The following is a 15,736-nucleotide window of genomic DNA, read 5'->3' on the forward strand; positions in this document are numbered from 1 at the left end:
ATCCGGGCACGGCAGCGCCCGTGCACGGTCCGGCCGTGCACGGGCGCCGCTCTTCACTGACGCTCGGTCGTCACTCCACCCCGAGCGCCGCCACGGGTGAGGTGCGGGCCGCGGCCCGCGCCGGCAGCACCGAGGCCAGCAGGCCCGCGAGCAGGGCGATGCCCAGGACCGCTCCGAGGTCCGTCCACGGGACGGCGTACCGCACGTCGCCCAAGAGGGGCAGCACGGTCGCGGCACCGGCCCAGCCGAAGATCAGCCCGAGCACGATGCCGAGGAGGGCACCGACACCGGCGATGAGGACGCCCTCGACGGCGAGCATGCCGCGCAGCTGCTCCTTGCTCAGGCCGATGGCCCGCAGGGTCGCCGACTCCTTGGTCCGCTCGATCACCGAGAGGGACAAGGTGTTGGTCACGCCGATCAGGGCGATCACCACGGCGACGGCGAGCAGGCCCACCACGATGCCGAGGATGACGTCCACGACCTGCCGGAACTGTGCGGCCTGTGCGGCCGGGCCCATGACGAACGCCTCGCCGTCCACCTGGGCGACGGCGTCCTGGACGTCGGCGAGCACGGTGGCCGCGTCGCTGCCCGAGATGTGGGCCCAGATGTCGGTCCACGAGTCGTCCGTGATGTGGGCGAGATCGGCGGCGGTGACGAACCGGTTGAGCGGGTCGGCGCTCGTGATCGCGACGGTCAGGTCGAGCGAGCCCTCCGGACCTGTCAGGGTGGCCTCGTCGCCCGCGGCGAGGGACAGCGAGTCGGCGGCCTCCTGGGTCAGCAGGATCGAGCCCTCCGTGAGGCGGTTCACCTCGCCGGGCACGCGCACCGCGGTGGCGAGCTCCTCGGGGTCGGCGCCCGTCACGGTGCTGTCGGCCGTGCCGTCCAGCGTGACCGTCGCGTTGGCCACGGTGGCCGTGGCGGCGACGCCGCTGGTGCCGGCCACCGCGTCGCGCACGTCCTCGAGGTACTCCGGCGAGGACGGCGAGACGCTCACGTCGTAGGGGTACCTCTCGTCGAGCATGGTGTCCGCCGACATGCGCGCGCTGGCCGCGCCCGTGGACATCATGGTGACCAGCGTGACGCCGATGAGCAGCGCCGTGGAGGTCGCCGCCGTGCGGCGCGGGTTGCGCAGGGTGTTGGCGACCGCCAGGCGGGAGGCGGGGCCGGTGCGGGCGACGAGGGCGCCCAGGAAGGCCGCGACGCGGGGCAGCCAGAGCACCGCGCTCAGCACGACGCCGAAGAACGCGACGGCGCCGCCTCCGACGGCCGCGACGAGCCCGAGCTGCGGCGACTCGCGCATCCCGAGGACGACGCCGAGGCCCAGCAGCGCGAAGCCGCCGACGAGGCACAGGAGCGAGATCACGAGGCGGGTACGGCCGGCCCGGGCACGCAGCGTGGGCGCGTCGGAGGGCCGCAGCGCGGCGAGCGGCGCGACGCGGGTGGCCGAGCGGGCGGGAGCGAGCGCGGCCAGGACCGTCACGCCGGTGCCGACGGCGAGGGGCAGCACGATCGACTGCCAGGTCAGGGTGATCGCCGTGGGGAGCGGGACACCGAGGTCGAAGCTCGGCGCCACCATCAGGGCGGCCTGGGCGAGCAGAGCGCCGATCAGGATGCCCGCCGCCGAGGCGACGAGGCCGAGGATGGCCGCCTCGAGCAGCACGCTGCGGTAGAGCTGGCTGGTACCCGCGCCGATGCAGCGCAGCAGGGCGAGGGTCCGCGTCCGCTGGGCCACGAGCACCTGGAAGGTGTTGGTGATGACCATGGCCGCGATGAGCAGCGCGATGGCGGCGAACGTCATGACGAACACGAGGAAGACGAGGTCCTGGCCACCGGTCTGCTCGGCGGTCTTCGCGGTCGCCACTGCCTCGGCGGTCTGCACGGAGACGCCGCCCTCGACCTCGCCGGCGGCCGCCTGTACGGCATCGCCCAGGGCGGCGGGGACGCTGCCGCCGCTCAGCGGCTCGTCGAGCGCGACGAGGAGCTCGCCGACCGGCTCGAAGTAGGCCTCGGCCGTGCTCCAGGCCTCGAGCGTGGCCGCGGGAACCGCGGCGGCCCCGCCGAACGCCGTGTATGCGCCGTAGGGGTCGGCCGTCAGGCCGGACACGATCAGGGTCTCCGTGACGTCCTTGGGCTCGCCGAGCTCGGCCGCCGGATCCTCCGCCTGGCTCTCTGCCCAGCCGTCCGGGTACAGGGTGCGCTTGACGGACAGCTGGTCGCCCAGCCCGACCTCGAGCCGCTCGGCGAGCTTCGACGTCAGCGCCACCTCGTTGCCCGCGGCGGGCCAGGTGCCGTCGGTGAGCTCGAGCGGCGAGAGCCGCGGGTCCTCGGGGACCGGGGCGAACACCTGGTAGCCGCCCTTGCCGCCGTTGCGCAGGTCGCCGTACCAGGAGAGGACGGGCTGGACGCTCTCGACACCGTCGACGGCGGTGACGGCGTCGACGGTGTCGGCCGTGAAACCGCCCTGGTCCGGGGAGTCGGCGGACACGACGACGTCGGCCTGCGCGTACTCCGCCGCGACCATGTCGTGGGTGGTGCCCTGGATGACGCCGCCGGCGAGCAGCGTCACGGCGACGAACGCCGTGCTGATCACGACCGCGATGCCCGCGGCCGTGAGTCGCCCGACGCTGCGGCGCATCTGCGCCAGCGTGAGGCGTGCGGTGGGGAAGGAGCTCGACATCACGCACCCGTCCCGGGCGCGGTGGTGACGGCGGGTTCGAGGGTGCGCAGGGCGTCGAGGCCGGCCATGGCGGATTCGGGGGTGGGGTCGCTGATGTCTCCGGCGATGCGGCCGTCGGCGATCAGGACGACGCGGTCGGCGTAGGCGGCTGCGGAGGGGTCGTGGGTGACCATGATGATGGTGCGGCCGAGCTCGCGCACGGAGCGGCGCAGGAAGGACAGGACCTCGGCGCCGGAGCGGGAGTCGAGGTTGCCGGTGGGTTCGTCGGCGAAGACGACGTCGGGCTGGGCGATCAGGGCGCGGGCGATGGCGACGCGTTGCTGTTGTCCGCCGGAGAGCTCGCCGGGGCGGTGGGTGAGGCGGCCGGTCAGGCCGAGGGTCTCGACGAGGGTGTCGAACCAGGCCTTGTCGACCGTGCCGCCGGCGAGCTCGACGGGCAGGGTGATGTTCTGTTCGGCGGTGAACATCGGCAGGAGGTTGAACTGTTGGAAGACGAAGCCGACGCGGTCGCGGCGGAGGCGGGTGAGGGCTTTGTCGTTCAGGCCGGTGGTCTCGGTGGTGCCGAGGAACGCTTGGCCGCTGGTGGCGGAGTCGAGGCCGGCGAGCAGGTGCATCAGGGTCGACTTGCCGGAGCCGGAGGGGCCCATGATGGCGGTGAAGCGGCCTTGTTCGAAGTCGACGTCCACGCCGTCCAGGGCCTGCACGGTGGCCTCACCCTTGCCATACGTCTTCGTCAGGGAACGGGCGCGCACGGCGGGTGACGACCCGGGCGCATACACGGTGGTGTCCATACGGCTGACGCTACGGAGCAGGCGTGCCGTGCCGCGTCCGGCCCCGGGCTGGTTCTGCCGCACGGGTGTCATACCCAGGTCGTACGGGTGCGCACGGACACCAGCGGAACGTACTCTCGGAGGCAGTGCCGGCTCCGACGACGGGAGTGCTGAGCGTCGCGCACCGTGACGCGGCCGCAGCGGCCGGAAGGGAGACCCTGGTGGCCGACGCGCTCGCCCAGTTCTTCACGACGGACGACCTCGACGGCTGGGACGTGCTCTTCGCCGCCCTGACCCTGCTGGGTACGTGGCTGGCCACGCGGTACGCGCGCCGTGCGGCGCGGGCGGCGACCGCCCGGATCAAGGGACTCACGACCCAGGTGCAGGACCTGGTGGTGGGCATGGTCAGCTACCTGGTCCGTCTGAGTCCGCCCGTCCGTGGTCTCCGCCCGTCCGCGTCGCCGCCGGCGTCCTGCTGGAGACGTTCGGCTCCTGAGAGCGGCAGGCGCCCCCGGCGGGCACGGGAGGCGGTCAGGCGGCCAGCGCGTCGATCGCGGCGGGGGAGAGCACGTGGTCGATGGCCATGGCGCTCGCTCCGAGCACACCGGCCCCGGCGCGTGCCCGGGAGGCGACGATGCGCAGGTGCTGCGTGGCCAGCGGCAGCGACCTGCGGTAGACGGCCTCGCGGATGCCCGCGATGAGGTGTTCCCCCGCGTCGGCCACGACCCCCGCGATCACGATGACCGACGGGTTGAGCATGCTCACGCACGTGGCCAGGACGCCGCCGATGTCCCGGCCGGCCTGCCGCACCGCCTGGCTCGCCGCGACCCCTCTCGACCGGACCAGGGCGACAACGCTGTCACTGTCGACGGCGTCGAGGCCCTGCGCGGAGAGCGCCGCCGCGACGGCCTGCCCGCTCGCCACGGCCTCGAGGCAGCCGGTGTTGCCGCACCGGCAGGGGACGGGCTCGGCCCCGGGGACCACCATGTGCCCGACGTCGCCCGCGGCGCCCTGAGCACCGCGGCGCAGTGCGCCGTCGGCGATGATGCCGGCGCCGATACCGGTGGAGACCTTGACGAGCAGCAGGTCCGAGACCTGTGACCAGGCGGCCCGGTACTCACCGAGCGCCATGATGTTGACGTCGTTGTCGACCAGCACGTCGACCCCGAGCTCGGCGCCGAGGATGCCGGAGACGTCGACGTCGTCCCACCCGGGCATGATCGGCGGGTTGATGGGCCGTCCCGTCGAGTGCTCGACCGGTCCGGGCAGCCCGATACCGATGCCCGCCAGGTCGGCGACGTCCCGCCCGGCGGCGGCGAGGAGGCTACGGCCGGTCTCGGCCACCCAGGGCAGGACGACGTCGGGCCCGGCCGCGATCGACACGGGCTCCTCGTGCGACGCGAGCACCGTGGACGCGAGGTCGGTGACGGCCAGCCGAGCGTGGTTGGCGCCGAGGTCGACGGCGAGGACCACCCGGGCGCCGGGACGGAAGGCGAACGTCGCCGGCCGCCGTCCGCCGGTGGAGCCTGCCGTGCCCGCCGGGGCGATGAGTCCCGTGCTCATGAGCACGTCGATCCTGCTCGCGATGGTCGACCGGGACTGTCCGGTGATGGCCACCAGGTCGGCACGGGTGCGTGGCTTGCCGTCGCGCAGGAGCTGGAAGAAGTCGCCGGTGCCCAGGGACAGGGGCGGCGTCTTCGAGGAGCCGTCGGTGGGCATGGGCAACAGCCTCCCGGGTGAATTTGCGGTCGCGTATCGGCAAAAGATAGCCCATATGTGCCAGGAGCCGCAGAAGCCGCGTAAGTGACATGCAACTTTTGGTTGACATCGGCCAAAAGGTCCCTACATTGGTGGTTATGCGAGCCGATGACGACGCGCACGCTCCATCCACCGACCCCGTCCTGCGCCTTCGTGGCGTCGGCAAGGAGTTCTTCGGCACCTCGGTGCTGCGAGAGATCGACCTGACCCTCCGACCCGGGCGGGTCCACGCGCTGGTGGGCGAGAACGGCGCCGGCAAGTCGACGCTGATGAAGATCATCGCCGGGGTGCACCGCCCGGATGCCGGCACCATCGAGCTCGACGGTTCGCAGGTCTCGTTCCCGACACCGCTCGACGCTCAGCGCGCGGGGGTGGCCACGGTCTTCCAGGAGTTCAACCTGCTGCCGGACCGGTCCGTCGCCGAGAACGTGTACCTCGGCCGCGAACCGCTCCGGCGCGGCCTGGTCGACCGCCGCCGGCTGCACGCCGACACCACCCGCCTCCTCGACGACCTGGGCCTGACGGGCATCGCCGCCTGGAACCGGGTCGGCTCCCTGTCGGTGGCGCAGCAGCAGATCGTCGAGATCGTCAAGGCGGTCTCCTTCGACGCCCGGATCATCTCGATGGACGAGCCGACGGCCGCGCTCGCCGACCAGGAGGTCGCGCTGCTGTACGAGCTCGTCCGGCGCCTGCGGGACCGCGGCGTCGCGATCCTCTACGTCTCCCACCGGCTTCAGGAGATCTACGACCTGGCCGACACCATCACCGTGCTGAAGGACGGGAACCACGTCCTGACGGCGCCGGCCGCCGAGGTCGGCCCGGACCGGCTGGTGCGCACGATGGTGGGGCGCGACTTCGCCGGCTTCTTCCCCGACAAGGTGGCCGACGCCGCGCTCGGCGAGGTGCGGCTGGCCCTCGAGGGCTCCGGCAACGCGATGGTGGACGACGTCCACCTCGAGGTCCGGGCCGGCGAGATCGTCGCCCTCGCCGGGCTCCAGGGCTCGGGCCGCACCGAGATCGCCCACGGCGTGTTCGGCATCGCGCCGTTCACCCGTGGCCGCATGACGGTCGACGGGCTGCCGGCGGAGGTACGCACGCCGCGGCAGGGCGTCCGCCACCGCCTCGCACTGGTCACCGAGGACCGCAAGTCCGAGGGGCTCGCCCTGGGCCAGTCGGTCCTGGCGAACGCGCGCCTCGTGCTCGACGCCGTGCTGCCCCGCGCCTCCGACCGCCGGGCCCGCGGCATCAGCGGCGTCCTGACGTCGCTCGACGTGGTCGCGACCTCCCAGGACGCCGAGGTGCAGTACCTGTCCGGCGGCAACCAGCAGAAAGTGGTCCTCGCGAAGTGGCTCGTGACCGAACCGCGGGTGATCGTGCTCGACGAACCGACGCGCGGCATCGACGTCGGCGCCAAGCGCGCCGTCTACGACCTCATGCGCACCCTGACCGCCGACGGGACCGCCGTGCTGCTCATCTCGTCCGAGCTGCCCGAGGTCGTCGCGATGGCCGACCGCATCCTCGTGGTCCGTGACGGCCGGATCGCCGGCGAGCTGCCCGGCGGCAGCGACGAAGCAGCCATCATGGCTCTGGCGACGGGGGCGGCATGACGACGACCGGCACGAGCACCATCAGCCCGGCGCGCACCGGGCGTCGCTACCACCTCGGGTCCACCGAGATCGTCTACCTGGCCCTCGTGGGCATCCTGCTCGTCGCGGGCGTCCTCGTGGCGGTCCGGGGCGACAACCTCTTCGCCCAGCAGAACATCAGCTACATGCTCACGCAGACCAGCCTGCTCGGCTTCGTCGCCGTCGGGCAGACGCTCGTGGTCCTGTGCCGCTCGCTCGACCTGTCCGTCGGGTACGTGGTCGCGCTGTGCTCGCTGATCGGCGCCACGACCATGGCGGGCGACCCCTCCCGCGTCTGGCTCGGCGTCGTGGCGGCGCTCGCCGTCGCGGCCGGCGTGGGGCTCGTCAACGGCCTGATCATCTCGGCCCTGCGGGTCAACGCGTTCATCGCCACGCTGGGTATGGGCCTGATCATCAAGGGCTTCCTCGACACCCGGTTCAAGGGGCCGGAGGGCGAGGTCCCCTTCGCCTTCCAGACGTTCGGGTACACGCGCATCGGCCCGGTGCCCGTGTCCACGATCGTCATGCTGCTGGTCGCGGCCGCGGCGTTCGTGCTGCTCACCCGGACCCGGGCCGGCTACCACATGTTCGCCGTCGGGGGGAACCTCGACGTCGCGCGGCTGTCGGGCGTCCGCACCGGCAGGACCCTGGTGCTGGCGCACGTGCTCTGTTCCCTGTGCGCCGGCGTGGCAGGCCTGCTCATCGCCGCCCGCTTCGGCACCGGCAACGCGCTCGTCTACTCCTACGGGCTCGACCTCGACTCCATCGCCGCCGTGGTGCTGGGCGGCACGCTCCTGTTCGGCGGCCGCGGCTCGGTCGTCGGCACCGTCGGCGGCGTCGCGATCCTCGCCGTGCTCGACACCGCGTTCAACGTGCTCGACGTGAACCCGTTCTTCAAGGACGTGCTGCGCGGAGCGATCATCATCGCCGCCGTCGCCCTGTACGCCCGGCGGCAGATCGACCCGGCGAGCCGGCGCGTCCGGTTCGGCTCCAGAGCTGGTACCCGAGGAGGTGACACCGCATGACCATGACCGCAGACACCTCGCGAGGGACCGCACGGGGCACCGCGCGGCAGTGGCGCGAGCGCCTCCTGTCCGGCGGCAGCTGGACGGTGCTGGCGCTGCTCGTGGTGGTCCTTGCCGTGATCGTCGTGATCAACCCGTCGTTCGCCGAGCCCGTCTCCCTCATGGCGTTCGCCAAGAAGGCGGCACCGCTGGTGGTCCTCGCCGTGGGGCAGTACTTCGTGATCGTCTCGGGCGAGTTCGACCTCTCGGTGGGCTCGCTCGTCGGCGCCCAGGTGGTCATCGCGGCCCGGCTCATCGACGGCGAGGAGTCGCTGACCTGGCCCGTGCTGGCGCTGATGGTCGTCTTCGGGCTCCTGGTCGGGCTCGTCAACGGCCTGGTGACGACGCTGCTGCGCGTGCCGTCGTTCATCACGACGCTCGGCATGATGCTGGTGCTCTTCGGCGCGATCCGGCTGTGGACCGGCGGCGCGCCCACCGGCGCGCTGAGCGAGAGCTTCCGGGTGCTGGGCCGCAAGGGCTTCCCCGACGTCCCCGGACAGTTCCAGGTGCCGTACGCGCTGCTGGTGGCGCTCGTCGTCGTCGGGGTGGCGGTGCTGCTGATGCGCCGTCCGTTCGGCCGGTCGCTGGTCGCCGCCGGCGACAACGCCGTGGCCGCCGCGTACAGCGGTGCGTCCGTGTGGTGGCTGCGCACCCGGGCCTTCCTGCTCTCGTCGCTGCTCGCCACCGTCGCCGCCGTGCTCATCGGCGGGTACGCCGGCGTCACCGCCCAGGTGGGCCAGGGCCTGGAGTTCATGGCGATCACCGCCGTCGTGCTGGGTGGCGTCGCCCTCGGCGGCGGCCGCGGGACCGTCGTCGCGGCCATGGTCGGGGCGCTCGCGCTCGAAGCCCTCTTCACCCTGTTCAACCAGCTCGCCCTGCCGTCGACCATCCGGCCCGCCGTGCAGGGCGTGATCATCATCGTCGCCGTCGCCTACGCGGCACGACGGCGACGCACCTGAGCTCGACACCCACCGCAGGACCACGTACTCATCAAAGGGGATGGACATGCGACCGATCCGAGCACTGCTGGCGGGCACGGCGGCTGGAACGCTGCTCCTGCTGACGGCCTGCACCACCGACGCCCCGACGGAGCAGCCCCCGGCGGCCGAGACGACCGCGGCCGAGGAGGCACCTGACGAGTCGGGTGCCGAGAGCGAGTGGTTCGTCCAGGCGGACTACGACCGGGAGCTGGCCCAGCGCGACATCGAGCCGGAGGGGCCCGCCGACCAGCCGTGGCTCCAGGCCATCGAGCCGGAGCTCGTGGACACCGGCGAGTTCGCGAGCGAGGGCGGCGACAAGACGCTGTGCTTCTCCAACGCGTCGGTCTCCAACCCGTGGCGGGTGACCGGCTGGATCACCATGCAACAGCAGGTCGAGGTGCTCCAGGAGGAGGGCGTGATCGGCGAGTTCCGGGTCTCGGACGCCGCCGACGACGACAACAAGCAGATCTCCGACATCCAGGCGTTCGTCGAGGCGGGCGACTGCGACGCGATCATCATCTCGCCGTCGACCACGGCGACGCTCACCCCCCGCGGTCGAGGCAGCCTGCGAGAGCGGCACCCCGGTGATCGTGTTCGACCGGGGCGTGAACACCGACTGCATGGTCACGTTCATCCACCCGATCGGCGGCTACGCCTACGGCGCGGTGGGCGCCGAGTTCCTCGTCGAGAACCTGGACCCGGGCTCGAAGGTCCTGGCCCTGCGCATCCTCCCCGGCGTCGACGTGCTGGAGCACCGGTGGGCCGCGGCCGACAAGGTCTTCTCGGAGAGCGACATCGAGGTCGTCGGGGTCGAGTTCACCGGCGGCGACGGCGCCAAGATCAAGGACCTCGTCACCCAGTACCTGCAGCGTGGTGAGGTCGACGGCATCTGGATGGACGCCGGCGACGGCTCTGTCGCCGCCGTCGAGGCGTTCGAGGACGCCGGAAAGCCGTACCCGGTCTTCGTGGGCGAGGACGAGATGAGCTTCCTGCGCAAGTGGGACGAGACGGGGATGACGGCGATCGGCAACGTCTACTCGAACTTCCAGTGGCGCACGCCGATCCTCGCCGCGCAGAAGATCTGGGCCGGTGAGGAGGTCCCGTCCGAGTGGGTGCTGCCCCAGGAGCCGGTCGACGACGCCGACCTCACGGAGTTCCTCGACGCCAACGCCGACATGCCGTCCCTGCACTACGCGAAGTTCGGCGGCGCGGACCTGCCCGGGTACCCCGAAGCCTGGACGGACCGCTGAATGGCGGGCACCACCTGGCCCGTCGGCGTCAACACCTGGGTGTGGACGTCGCCGCTCACCGACAGCTCGCTCGCCGAGATCGCCCCCCGTGTCGCGGGCTGGGGCTTCGACGTCCTGGAGCTTCCCGTGGAGCGCGTCGGCGACTGGGATCCGGACCGTGCGGCGCGGGTCCTCGCCGACAACGGGCTCACGGCGAGCGTGTCGCTCGTCATGGGGGAGGGGCGGGAGCTGGTCGCCGCCGACGCAGGCACCGTGCGCGCGACCCAGGACTACCTGCGCGCGGTGGTCGACGCCGCGCACACGGTCGGCGCACGGGTGATCGGCGGCCCGGCGTACGCGTCGGTCGGACGCACGTGGCGGACGACCCCGCAGGAGCGGGCCGACGCGTGCGACCAGCTCGCCGAGAACCTGGCCCCCGTCGTGGAGCACGCGATCTCGGCGGGCGTCGTCGTCGGTCTGGAGCCGCTCAACCGCTACGAGACGAGCCTGATCAACACGGTCGACCAGGCGCTCGACGTCGTCGGCCGGCTGCCCGCCGAGGGTATCGGGCTGATGCTCGACGTCTACCACATGAACATCGAGGAGCGGGACCTGCCCGCCGCGGTGGTGCGTGCGGGAGAGCGGATCGCCGCGGTGCAGGTCTCCGGGAACGACCGCGGTGCGCCGGGCGGCGGCGGCATCGACTGGCGGGCGCTGCTCACGGCGCTGGAGCGGGCCGGCTACGCGGGCCCGCTCGTCATCGAGTCGTTCACCGCGGACAACGCCACGATCGCCACCGCTGCCTCGATCTGGCGGCCGCTGGCCGTGACCCAGGACGCCCTCGCGATCGAGGGCCTCGCCGAGCTGAGAGGACTGATGCCCCTGCCCCAGGTCTGAGACCGCGCGTTCGAGACCGCGCGAGTCCGAGACGGAGATGCGCCTGAGTTTCGAAGAGGCACAGCGCGCTCGGCGCCGGCACGCCGGGCTGGTCAACGAATCACGTTCCACCGGGGGTATCCCCGGCGGGTCCGCACGTCGATCTGCCCAGGAGGCAACACGATGACCGCACCACGACGTCCCCGATGGGGGAGATCCATAGCGGCTCTCGCCGCCGGAGCGCTGGCGCTCACGCTGGCGTCCGTCCCGGCGGCCACGGCCGCCGACGGAGCACGCGCCGAGGCACAGCAGGCCGCGGCGCTGGAGGAGGGCCGGGTCCTCATCTTCACGGCCACCACCCAGTACCGGCACGCCGAGGCGATCACGCAGGGCACCCCCGTGCTCGAGGCGGCGTTCGCCGAGGCGGGCATCCTGTCCGACCACACCGAGGACCCGACCGTCTTCAACGACACCGACCTGGCGCAGTACGACGCGCTCGTCATGTTCCAGGCGTCGGGCGACCCGTGGAACGCCGAGCAGAAGGCCGCGATGGAGCGGTACCAGCAGGCGGGCGGTGGCATCGTCGCCATCCACAACGCGACGGACATGCGGGGCGGCTACGCCTGGTGGGACGAGATGATCGGGTCGCTGATGCCCGGCCACGCCGCCACCGGCTCCAGCCCCGGCCTACCCGGCACCGTGCGGGTCGAGGACCGCAAGCACCCCTCGACCGAGCACCTGCCGCAGCGCTGGGACCGCGCGGACGAGTGGTACAACTTCTCGACCAACGTACGCGGTGACGCCCACGTGCTGGCCACGATGGACGAGTCGACGTACGACCCGGGCAGCAACGCCATGGGCTACGACCACCCGATCTCGTGGTGCAAGGCCTACGACGGCGGCCGTGCGTGGATGACCGGCATGGGGCACTTCGGGGCGCACTACACCGACGAGCCGGAGCTGGTCCAGCACATCGTCGGTGGCGTGCAGTGGGCCGCGGGGCTGGCCGAGGGCGACTGCGGCGGCACCGACTGGGGCCAGTTCGAGAAGGTGGCGCTCGACACCAACACCAGTGCGCCGTTCGGCATCGACGTGGCACCGGACGGCCGGGTCTTCTTCACCGAGCTGGTGCGCGGAGAGATCAGGGTGTTCGACCCGGAGACGCAGACCACCTCCACCGCCGTGACCCTCCCGGTCTACTCCGGTGGTGAGGACGGGCTGCTGGGCATCGCGCTCGACGAGAACTTCGCCGAGAACGGGTACCTGTACCAGTACTGGTCGCCCGCGAGCGAGGACGACACCGACCCCGCCAACTTCGTCAACCGGCTCTCCCGGTTCACCGTCACCTCCGGCGCGCCGGGCTCGACGGCCATCGACCCGGAGTCCGAGGTGGTCCTGCTGGAGGTCCCGGCCGGGCGCCTGCCCGACGAGCCGGGGCACACGGGCGGCGGGCTGATCGTCGACCACGCGACCGGTGACCTGTACCTCGGCGTGGGCGACGACGTGAACCCGCACTCGGAGCCGTCGGGCGGGTACGCGCCGATCTCCGAGCGCGACGGCACCTTCCACGACGCGCGGGAGACGTCGGCCAACACCAACGACCTGCGCGGCAAGGTCCTCCGCATCCACCCCGAGGACGACGGCACCTACTCGATCCCCGCGGACAACCTGTTCCCGGAGTCCGAGGACACCGCGGACAAGACCCTGCCCGAGATCTTCGCCATGGGCTTCCGCAACCCGTTCCGGTTCGCCATCGACCCCGCCACGGGCAACCTCGCCGTCGCGGACTACTCGCCCGACAACGGCACGGACAACCTGGCCGAGCGCGGCCCGGCCGGCATTGCGGAGTGGAACCTCATCAAGGAGCCGGGCTTCTTCGGCTGGCCCCTGTGCATGGGGAACAACGAGCCGTTCCGTGACGTCGACTACCGGACGAGCCCCGTCACCGTGGGCGACTTCTTCGACTGCGACGCCCCGGTCAACGACTCGGTCCGGAACACCGGGCTGACCGAGCTGCCCCCGGCCCAGCCGGCGGACATGTGGTACGGCTACCAGCGGTCCTCGGTACCGGGCGCGATCAACCAGGGCGGCGGACTGGCGCCCATGGGCGGCCCGTTCTACGACTTCGACCCCGAGCTCGAGTCGGACACCAAGTTCCCCGAGTACTACGAGGGCAAGGCGTTCTTCTACGAGTGGTCGCGGAACCAGGTGTTCACGATCGAGCCCACCGACCCGGAGGCGGCCCCGGGCGCTCCCGACGTCGAGAAGGTCAACCGGTTCCTGCCCGACGAGGACTTCCGTGCGCCGATCGACGCGAAGTTCGGGCCGGACGGCGCGATGTACGTGCTCGACTGGGGCGGCGGCTTCGGTCGCGACAACCCGGACTCCGGCCTGCACCGGGTCGACTACGTGAGCGGCTCCCGCTCGCCGGAGTCGGCGCCGCAGGCGTCGCCGGACTCGGGCGCCGCACCGCTGGAGGTGTCGTTCGACGGCACGGACAGCACCGACCCCGAGGGGGAGAACCTCACCTACGCGTGGGACTTCGACGGGGACGGCACCACCGACTCGACCGACCCGACGGCGACGCACACCTACACGGACGACGGCGTCTACGACGCCCGGCTCACCGTGACGGACCCGGCGGGCAAGGACGGGACCGCCACGGTGCCGATCACCGTCGGGAACACGCGGCCGGAGGTCGACTTCGGGCTCCCGCCGACGGGCTCCTTCTTCGAGTTCGGCGACACGGTCTCGTGGGACGTCGCCGTGACCGACGCGGAGGACTCGCCGGACGGCTCGGCGATCGACGACGAGCGCGTCGTCATCCAGCCCGCCCTCGGGCACGACGCCCACGCGCACCCGTCCGACCCGCTGCACGGCCGCACGGGCTCGGTCACCACGTCGCTCGGCGGCGGGCACGGGGCAGGTACCAACGTCTTCTATGTGCTCGACGCGCGGTACGAGGACGACGGCGGCGCCGGCGGCATCCCCGCGCTCACCGGGTCGGACACCACCCTGCTGTTCCCCAAGCACCGGGAGGCCGAGTTCCACACGGCGTCGGACGGTACGACCACGGCGCCGAGCCGGGACGTCGAGGACGGCGGGTCCGTCGTCGTCGGCTCCGACGGCGCGTGGGCGTCCTACGACCCCGTGAACCTGCGGGGCATCGACGCCTTGACGCTGCGCGTGGCCGCCGCGGCCGCGGGCACCATCGAGCTGCGGAAGGGAGCCCCGGACGGTGACCTGCTCGGCACCGCCGAGGTCGAGGGCGCCGGCGTCAGCGACTTCACGGACGTACGGGTCGACGTGGACGACCCGGGGGAGAGCTTCGCGCTCTACGTCGTCTTCCCCGGGCCGGGCGAGCGGCGGCTCAACTTCGTGGAGGCCAACGGCAAGGGCGTCAGCGACACCACCAGGCCCGAGGTGGCGATCACGTCGCCGGAGGCCGGGGTCGAGCTCGAGCACGGCCGGACCGAGGTCACGGCCGACGCCACCGACGCGGAGAACACCGTCAGCCAGGTGGAGTTCTTCGTCGACGGGACGTCGATCGGCGTCGACGACACGGCGCCGTACGCGGCGGCCTGGGACGTCACCGCCGACGGCTACTACGAGCTCACGGCGGTCGCGACCAACGACCGCGGCCTGCCGACGACCTCACGGGTGGTGGTGGCGCAGGTCGGCGACCTGTTCGGTGGGATGCGCACCTTCAGCAACGCGGACGGCGAGTTCGAGCAGCTGTCCTCGGGGGCGTACGTCATCGAGTCGGGCGGCGCCAACATGTGGCAGGGGACGGACGAGTACTCGACGATCTTCCGCGAGGGCTCCGACCGGCACTGGTCGGCCACGGTGAAGATCAACAGCCAGGGCAACTCGGCCGGCTCCGCCAAGGCGGGGATCATCGTCCGCAACGACGTGACCCAGCCGGGCACGTCACCCGGTTACGCGGCGCTCGGCATCCGGCCGAGCGGCGGGTACGAGTGGCTGCGGGGCAACGACGCCGGTCAGCTGGTGACGTCGTCGAACGGTGGCCCGACGGCGTACCCGGGCTGGGTGCGGCTCGTGCGCGACGGTGACCTGTACTCGGCGTACTGGAGCGCGGACGGCGAGACGTTCACCCAGATCGGGGAGCCGGAGGAGCTGGCGGGCGCCGCCGACCTCCAGGACGTCGGGCTGTTCGTCACCGCGCACAGCACGACGAAGCGGAGCGCCGTGGAGTTCCAGGACTTCACGTTCGCCGACCAGCCGGACCCGCCGCGGATCGAGGTGACGGCGGCCAGCCGGTGCACCGGTCCGCTGGCACGGGTGGCGGTGAGCGCGACCAACGCCGGGGCCGACCCGGCCCGGGTCGAGCTCAGCAGCCCCCACGGGAGCAAGACCTTCAAGGAGGTGCTGCCCGGGGAGACGGTCTACCAGCAGTTCCGGTCGGGCGCCGAGGCGTTCGACGCCGGGGCCGCGACCGTGACCGCGACCAACGGGCCGCACGAGGTGGTCGTCGAGGAGGCCTACGCCGCAGTGAGCTGCGGGTAGGTGCCGTGGCCGGCCGGACCCACTGACCGGCCGGCCTGACCGGCTGGCCCGCCCGACGGGCCGGCCGGCCTGACCGAGAGGAGCAAGGACGTGCCGAAGACGAGGAACAAGTCGCGGATCCCACCGCGGAGCGGACCGAACGCCGCGGCACGTCCGTCGAACCGGGGCGGTGCCGGCCGCCCCGGACCTCGGCCCCCGGCGCCCCAGCGGCGCCGGTGGCCGAGGTGGGG

The 15,736-nt window shown here is 72.2% G+C and carries 10 protein-coding genes; 6 read left to right on the top strand and 4 right to left on the bottom strand.

Annotation, left to right across the window (positions count from 1 at the left end):
* Positions 1-70: 70 nt before the first annotated feature.
* The 3 genes from ACFSL2_RS02400 to ACFSL2_RS02410 form a co-directional block, all read right to left on the bottom strand.
* A complete protein-coding gene (locus ACFSL2_RS02400; protein WP_377196293.1) occupies positions 71-2,677 on the bottom strand; it encodes an ABC transporter permease in 2,607 nt (868 codons plus the stop codon).
* Positions 2,677-3,468, bottom strand: a complete 792-nt coding sequence (locus ACFSL2_RS02405; RefSeq protein ID WP_377196294.1) for an ABC transporter ATP-binding protein — start codon at positions 3,466-3,468, stop codon at positions 2,677-2,679. Before ACFSL2_RS02405 ends, ACFSL2_RS02400 begins: the two co-directional genes overlap by 1 nt.
* Before the next feature lie 510 nt (positions 3,469-3,978).
* Positions 3,979-5,166 carry an ROK family protein gene (locus ACFSL2_RS02410; RefSeq protein WP_377196295.1) on the bottom strand — a complete coding sequence of 396 codons (1,188 nt, stop codon included), beginning with the start codon at positions 5,164-5,166 and terminating at the stop codon, positions 3,979-3,981.
* A gap of 137 nt (positions 5,167-5,303) precedes the next feature.
* Here ACFSL2_RS02410 and ACFSL2_RS02415 point away from each other — a divergent pair, with 137 nt between their 5' ends.
* From ACFSL2_RS02415 to ACFSL2_RS02425, 3 genes are read left to right on the top strand one after another with little or no spacing between them, the layout of a single operon-like run.
* Entirely contained in the window at positions 5,304-6,812 is a 1,509-nt protein-coding gene (locus tag ACFSL2_RS02415) for a sugar ABC transporter ATP-binding protein (protein WP_377196296.1), read from the top strand.
* Positions 6,809-7,855 (top strand): ABC transporter permease, encoded by a 1,047-nt coding sequence (locus tag ACFSL2_RS02420; protein WP_377196297.1) that lies wholly within the window; start codon positions 6,809-6,811, stop codon positions 7,853-7,855. Before ACFSL2_RS02415 ends, ACFSL2_RS02420 begins: the two co-directional genes overlap by 4 nt.
* Complete coding sequence (locus ACFSL2_RS02425; protein ID WP_377196298.1) at positions 7,852-8,853, top strand: ABC transporter permease; 1,002 nt, start codon at positions 7,852-7,854, stop codon at positions 8,851-8,853. The genes ACFSL2_RS02420 and ACFSL2_RS02425 overlap by 4 nt, the downstream gene beginning before the upstream one ends.
* 216 nt (positions 8,854-9,069) lie before the next feature.
* Here ACFSL2_RS02425 and ACFSL2_RS02430 read toward each other — a convergent pair whose 3' ends face one another.
* Positions 9,070-9,420 carry a hypothetical protein gene (locus tag ACFSL2_RS02430; RefSeq protein ID WP_377196299.1) on the bottom strand — a complete coding sequence of 117 codons (351 nt, stop codon included), beginning with the start codon at positions 9,418-9,420 and terminating at the stop codon, positions 9,070-9,072.
* A gap of 59 nt (positions 9,421-9,479) precedes the next feature.
* Here ACFSL2_RS02430 and ACFSL2_RS02435 point away from each other — a divergent pair, with 59 nt between their 5' ends.
* From ACFSL2_RS02435 to ACFSL2_RS02445, 3 genes are all read left to right on the top strand, one after another.
* Positions 9,480-10,124, top strand: a complete 645-nt coding sequence (locus ACFSL2_RS02435; RefSeq protein WP_377196300.1) for a substrate-binding domain-containing protein — start codon at positions 9,480-9,482, stop codon at positions 10,122-10,124.
* The gene (locus tag ACFSL2_RS02440) at positions 10,125-11,000 is read left to right on the top strand and encodes a sugar phosphate isomerase/epimerase family protein (protein ID WP_377196301.1); all 876 of its coding nucleotides are present in this window, start codon (positions 10,125-10,127) and stop codon (positions 10,998-11,000) included.
* 162 nt (positions 11,001-11,162) lie between these two features.
* Positions 11,163-15,506, top strand: a complete 4,344-nt coding sequence (locus ACFSL2_RS02445; protein ID WP_377196302.1) for a ThuA domain-containing protein — start codon at positions 11,163-11,165, stop codon at positions 15,504-15,506.
* The last annotated feature ends 230 nt before the right edge of the window (positions 15,507-15,736 follow it).

Source organism: Promicromonospora aerolata (genome assembly GCF_042682255.1).
GTDB classification, from domain to species: Bacteria; Actinomycetota; Actinomycetes; order Actinomycetales; family Cellulomonadaceae; genus Promicromonospora; species Promicromonospora aerolata.